We start from the raw sequence: 4,735 nt of genomic DNA, 5'->3' as shown, positions 1-4,735 counted from the left end.
TTCACGTTTTTCACCTCCTTTCTCGTCACGCTGTCTTCTTCTGCCGCAGTAAACTGCGGGCGATGGGCAAAGCGAGGGACACAAACCGTTGCCGTCGGGCCTCCTCGAGACCGTCACTTGGGGCGGTCCAGACCCTGCAACGTGGACAGTACCAAGACCCGGTTCCGGCGAAGTCCGGGTCCCAGTGGGTAGGGCCGCCGCAGAGGGTGCAGGGTTGAGACCGCTGCTCAGGCATCGGCGGAGGCTTCCTTGGACGTATCGTTCGATTCGGGCGCAAAAAATAGACCGTCTATTGTAGCGCCGAGAGTCTCGGCAATTCTTCTTGCGACCAATATCGTTGGGTTGCGTTGGCCTTGCTCGATCTTGTAATAGTGCCAAATCGATATGCCGACTTTAGAAGCCACGTCTTTTACGGTCAATCCTCTTTTGATTCGCAGTTCCTTAAGTCGATCGCGCATTTTCATCATCTCCTTGGGCGGTGGGTCTACTTCCAGAGTAATGAACGATGTGTCCAATGTCAATAGGGGGGGTTGGATATTTTGGCCAAAAAATTTCCGCGTGGGACCCTGTGTGCTATTCTGACTGAGGAGATGGTTCGCCTGACCCTCGGGAAAAGGCTAATCGGTCTGCGTGAACAGCGGGGATTGAGTCGTGAAGAGCTGGCCAAGAGGCTCAACCTCAGTTATTGGGCTATTGCCAAGTATGAGACCGACGAACGTATGCCTTCTTCTGATATCCTATCCAGACTCGCAGACTTCTTCGGGGTTTCTATCGATTACCTCGTAGGCCGAACAGACGACCCGGGACGGCTCGGCAATGACAGTACGACTACTGATCCCGCTCTTCCAGATTGGGTCAAGAAGCTGCCACCCGACATGCAAAAGTTCGTCGAAGAAGAATCCAAGCACGGCTGGCCATATCTCCGCCTCGCGCGGGGACTAAAGATGAAGGACCTAAGCCCGGCGGAGTTGGAAGCGATAGTGGAAACCTGGATGGACGCCAAGCGGCGGTACGAGAAAGAGTTCGGTCCCAGAAAAGAGTAGGCCGGAGGAAGGAACCGGCCACCGTTGTGGGAGAGTGGCTAACAACGTCGCGAAGCTGTTACGAACATATGTACGGGGGGTTATCGAGTAGTGATTGTGCTACCCGCTCCTCGTAGCGGAAGGTTCCCGGTCGATGTAATTGAAATAGCAAGAACGCTCAAAGTCCAGGTATACCTGACCATCTTACCCGATAAAATCTCCGGGATTCTGCATAAATTCCCGGGAAAGTCGTACCTCTATGTGAACATCACGCATTCGTGGGAGCGACAGCGTTTCACTATCGCTCATGAGCTAGGGCACCACCTCTTCGATCCGGCTGGTACGTACCTTACATACAACGCACAAGAGGCCTGGACCATGTGTGAGCGGCGGGCAAGCCGATTCGCTGCCCAATTATTGATGCCAAGATCGGAAGTCAGGCGGTGCGTCAGGGCAAGAATGTGCCTTACGGATATGTGTCAGCACTTTGGCGTATCTGCGGAAGCAATGACGCTCCGCCTCGACGAACTTGGCTACCGCCTAGTTACGGGAGGGTATAAGAATGTCGTCGGGTGAATGGAAGAACAAGATCTACTTCGGTGACAACCTCCGCGTACTCCGGGAACACATCCCCGACGAGTCCGTGGACCTTATCTACCTCGATCCGCCGTTCAAGTCCGACGCTACTTACAACGTGCTCTTTAAAGAGTACAACGGTACCCCCTCGGCTGCGCAGATCACGGCGTTTGAAGACACCTGGCACTGGGGCGAAGAGTCAGAAAGCGCGTACCATGAGATCGTGACGCGGGGACCCAAGAGAGTCGCCGACTTAGTGCAGGCATTGAGAAACTTTCTAGGAACTAACGACATGATGGCTTACCTAACAATGATGGCCATACGGCTAGTCGAGATTCACAGGGTTCTGAAGCCAACCGGTACTGTATACCTCCACTGCGATCCCACAGCTAGCCACTACCTGAAGATACTTATGGACGCAGTGTTCGGGCCAGGCAAGTTTGTTAATGACATAGTATGGCAAAGGATAAACGCCAAGGGACACTCGTTTACCCGGTTTCCGTCTAACCACGACAACATCCTTCGCTATGCCAAGTCGGGCAAGTGGGTATGGAATCCACAGTATGTAGGACACAGCCCGGAATACATCCAGAAGTTCTATCGCTATGTGGAACCAGAGACAGGACGTCGATACAGCCTGGCAGATCTGACGAGTCCAAATAAAAACAGACCAAACCTCACCTACGAATTCCTCGGGGTAACAAGAGTATGGCGCTGGACAAAGGAAAAGATGCAGGAGGCCTACAAGAAAGGCCTAATAGTTCAATCTGCACCAGGGAAGGTTCCCAGGCTAAAGCGCTATTTAGACGAGCAGGAGGGGACATCTGTAGGAGACACATGGACAGATATTAAGCCTATTCAGTCTCACGCAAAAGAACGCCTCCCCTACCCCACACAGAAGCCCGAAGCTCTTCTCGAACGTATCATCCGAGCCAGTAGCAACGAGGGAGACCTCGTGCTCGACCCGTTTTGCGGGTGCGGAACTACGATAGTGGTCGCAGAACGCCTGCAGCGCAGGTGGATAGGTATAGACATTACGCACATTGCTATAACCCTTATGAAGCACCGTCTGGCTGCTTTCGGCTCGTCGCTTTCACCGTACGAAGTAATAGGGCTGCCTCAAGATCTTGCCTCGGCACGTGCTCTTCTGAACGAGCCCGACGGACGATACCAGTTCCAGATGTGGGCCCTGGGGCTAGTTGATGCCCGTCCGGCCCAAGATACCAAGAAAGGTGCCGATGCTGGCATCGATGGGTACATCTACTTCTTCGACGATGAATCTGGCAAGCCCAAGAAGATTGTCGTGCAGGTTAAGAGTGGCCATGTAAGCGTCGCACAAATACGCGACCTTAAAGGCGTGATGGAGCGTGAAAAAGCGGTTATCGGATGCTTTATCACCCTCGAGGAACCGACAAGGCCGATGAAAGAAGAGGCCTTATCAGCAGGTTTCTACGAACCCGCTTTCCTCGGAGGGAAGTATCCAAGGCTCCAGATTCTAACGATTAGCGAGCTCCTCGCGGGCAAGAAGTTGGAGTTCCCGAGAGTAGCCGAAGCCACTTTCCAGAAAGCCAAGCCTCAACGAAAGCGTACGGTTATCGAGCAGCCGCTCATATCTGACCGGGGATGAGAAGATGAGCACCTTGGTCGCAGCTAGTGCCGCGTTTCTAGCGAAGAGCAGAGCCGGGAGAGCACTCGGTCCCGGTGCGGAGGTAGGAGCAACGTTTCGGGTCCAAAAGGAACAAATCAGGCCTGCGGGGAATATGTGATAACAGGACTGAAGGGGGGTGGCACGTGAAAAGAAGTGGATTGAGCATCGACATAGACTCCAAAGAGGGTTTCGTCAGGATTGAACTCTTCTTGGATGCTCTTCAGGAGTTTAGGGGGATGTTGTCCAGCCTTGACACGGGTTACCCAGAGCCACTCGTTTGGGTTATCACTGAGCTATCGGTCGGCAGTGCTCATGCTGCGGTTGAGCCCATCGGAAATCCGCAGGCTGGCATGGTAGCATGCTCGGCGGCAATCAGAGGGCTGGTAGCCTTGGAGCGAGGGGAGGAACTACCGGAGGCGTTTAGACCTGCTCTCGCCTATGTCAGGAACCTCGCTGTAATAGCTCATAGGACAGGTGCGTCGATAGCGATAGGTGCCCTTGATACAGTTAAGCGTCTAACAGAGAAAACACTTGAAGCTGCCGACAGGTTGCTTGCCCAAGAGAACATACTCGAAGAAACCTGGGGTAGCGTCGAGGGCACCATCGAGATGGTTTCTCTACGCAACGGTTTGCAGTGCAATATTTACGACAACCTCACTGACGAGAAGATCGAGTGCCGTGTCGATGAGAGCCTGTTCGAGGAAGTTCGGAATGCGCTCGGGAAGCGCATCATAGCCACCGGCCGGCTGAAGCAGCTCGCCGGTAGAGTTCGAAGTATGAAGGTCCTGCAGCTCATTCCCTTCTCGAGCGAGGAAGATCTACCCTCCATCGATCAGGTAACCGGGATAGCTCCCGATATTACTGGAGGCCTGAGCATACAGGAATACATCAGGAGGTTGCGGGATGAGCAATGATCCACCCATTGTGTACGTCGAAAGCTCTGTATTTCTTGCATTGCTCAAAGGCGAAACTGGTCGAGTAGAAGATTGCCGGTCGGTGATGATCCGGGCCGAATCATAAGAAACCCGCTTTCACGTAGTGGTAAGTAGCAACTGCTTCCTTGAATACTTCGTCCTTTTTGTCAAAGGTTAGAAAAAGGACTATCTTTCCATCTTCGATTATGGACCGTACTTGGTCAGGGGGAACCCACCTGATTTTTGCAACCGGCGGCACAGATCCAGGTACCCGTCGGTTTATCTCCTTCCCGACCTCCTCGAGACTTGACTCAAGTTTCAGTCGTACTGCTTTCCGGCGGAAAAAGTGCCACATGCTGCCTATAAGCCAGCACGCATCCGCTATCAATCTCTTGATCGAGAAGTAGAAGTTAAACACAAGAAGGAAGGTAGTGATAGCGGCTACTAAAGCGGCAGCGGTGGCATTCAGAGCTACTCCCTCGCTTTAACCGTAACGCTCAACTATTTTCGAGAGGCAACGCACGTTTGAACAGCACACGCCTACCGTGTCACCGTCGGGTACAAACGCTCCAAGG

7 protein-coding genes are annotated in these 4,735 nt (G+C 53.2%); 5 read left to right on the top strand and 2 right to left on the bottom strand.

Translation table 11 applies throughout. The annotated features are described in order from the left end of the window. On the top strand, positions 1-218 hold a 218-nt coding region (locus HPY90_RS14865), incomplete at its 5' end, for a hypothetical protein (protein ID WP_287195655.1). A 9-nt stretch (positions 219-227) separates the two neighbouring features. On the opposite strand, the gene HPY90_RS14860 is transcribed toward HPY90_RS14865, so the two are convergent. Next, a complete protein-coding gene (locus HPY90_RS14860; RefSeq protein WP_287195653.1) occupies positions 228-458 on the bottom strand; it encodes a helix-turn-helix transcriptional regulator in 231 nt (76 codons plus the stop codon). Positions 459-539: 81 nt separating this feature from the next. On the opposite strand from HPY90_RS14860, the gene HPY90_RS14855 reads away from it, so the two are divergent. From HPY90_RS14855 to HPY90_RS14840, 4 genes are all read left to right on the top strand, one after another. Then, the gene (locus HPY90_RS14855; RefSeq protein WP_287195651.1) at positions 540-1,043 is read left to right on the top strand and encodes a helix-turn-helix domain-containing protein; all 504 of its coding nucleotides are present in this window, start codon (positions 540-542) and stop codon (positions 1,041-1,043) included. A gap of 90 nt (positions 1,044-1,133) precedes the next feature. Then, positions 1,134-1,598, top strand: coding sequence for an ImmA/IrrE family metallo-endopeptidase (locus HPY90_RS14850; protein WP_287195649.1), 465 nt, complete (start codon positions 1,134-1,136; stop codon positions 1,596-1,598). Beyond that, entirely contained in the window at positions 1,585-3,225 is a 1,641-nt protein-coding gene (locus tag HPY90_RS14845; protein ID WP_287195647.1) for a DNA methyltransferase, read from the top strand. The genes HPY90_RS14850 and HPY90_RS14845 overlap by 14 nt, the downstream gene beginning before the upstream one ends. A gap of 164 nt (positions 3,226-3,389) precedes the next feature. Next, the gene (locus HPY90_RS14840) at positions 3,390-4,160 is read left to right on the top strand and encodes a hypothetical protein (RefSeq protein WP_287195645.1); all 771 of its coding nucleotides are present in this window, start codon (positions 3,390-3,392) and stop codon (positions 4,158-4,160) included. 100 nt (positions 4,161-4,260) lie between these two features. Here the strand turns inward: HPY90_RS14840 and HPY90_RS14835 are convergent, their stop codons facing one another. Further along, positions 4,261-4,548, bottom strand: coding sequence for a hypothetical protein (locus HPY90_RS14835; RefSeq protein ID WP_287195643.1), 288 nt, complete (start codon positions 4,546-4,548; stop codon positions 4,261-4,263). Positions 4,549-4,735 lie beyond the last annotated feature (187 nt).

This window comes from Syntrophothermus sp., from assembly GCF_013314835.1.
Taxonomy (GTDB): Bacteria; Bacillota; Syntrophomonadia; order Syntrophomonadales; family Syntrophothermaceae; genus Syntrophothermus; species Syntrophothermus lipocalidus.
This window is presented reverse-complemented; position numbering and strand designations above follow the sequence as displayed.

Excerpts from the sequence above, each read along its gene's own strand:
- HPY90_RS14860 (WP_287195653.1), bottom strand. The coding sequence starts at position 458 with ATGCGCGATCGACTTAAGGAACTGCGAATCAAAAGAGGATTGACCGTA.
- HPY90_RS14845 (WP_287195647.1), top strand. The coding sequence starts at position 1,585 with ATGTCGTCGGGTGAATGGAAGAACAAGATCTACTTCGGTGACAACCTC.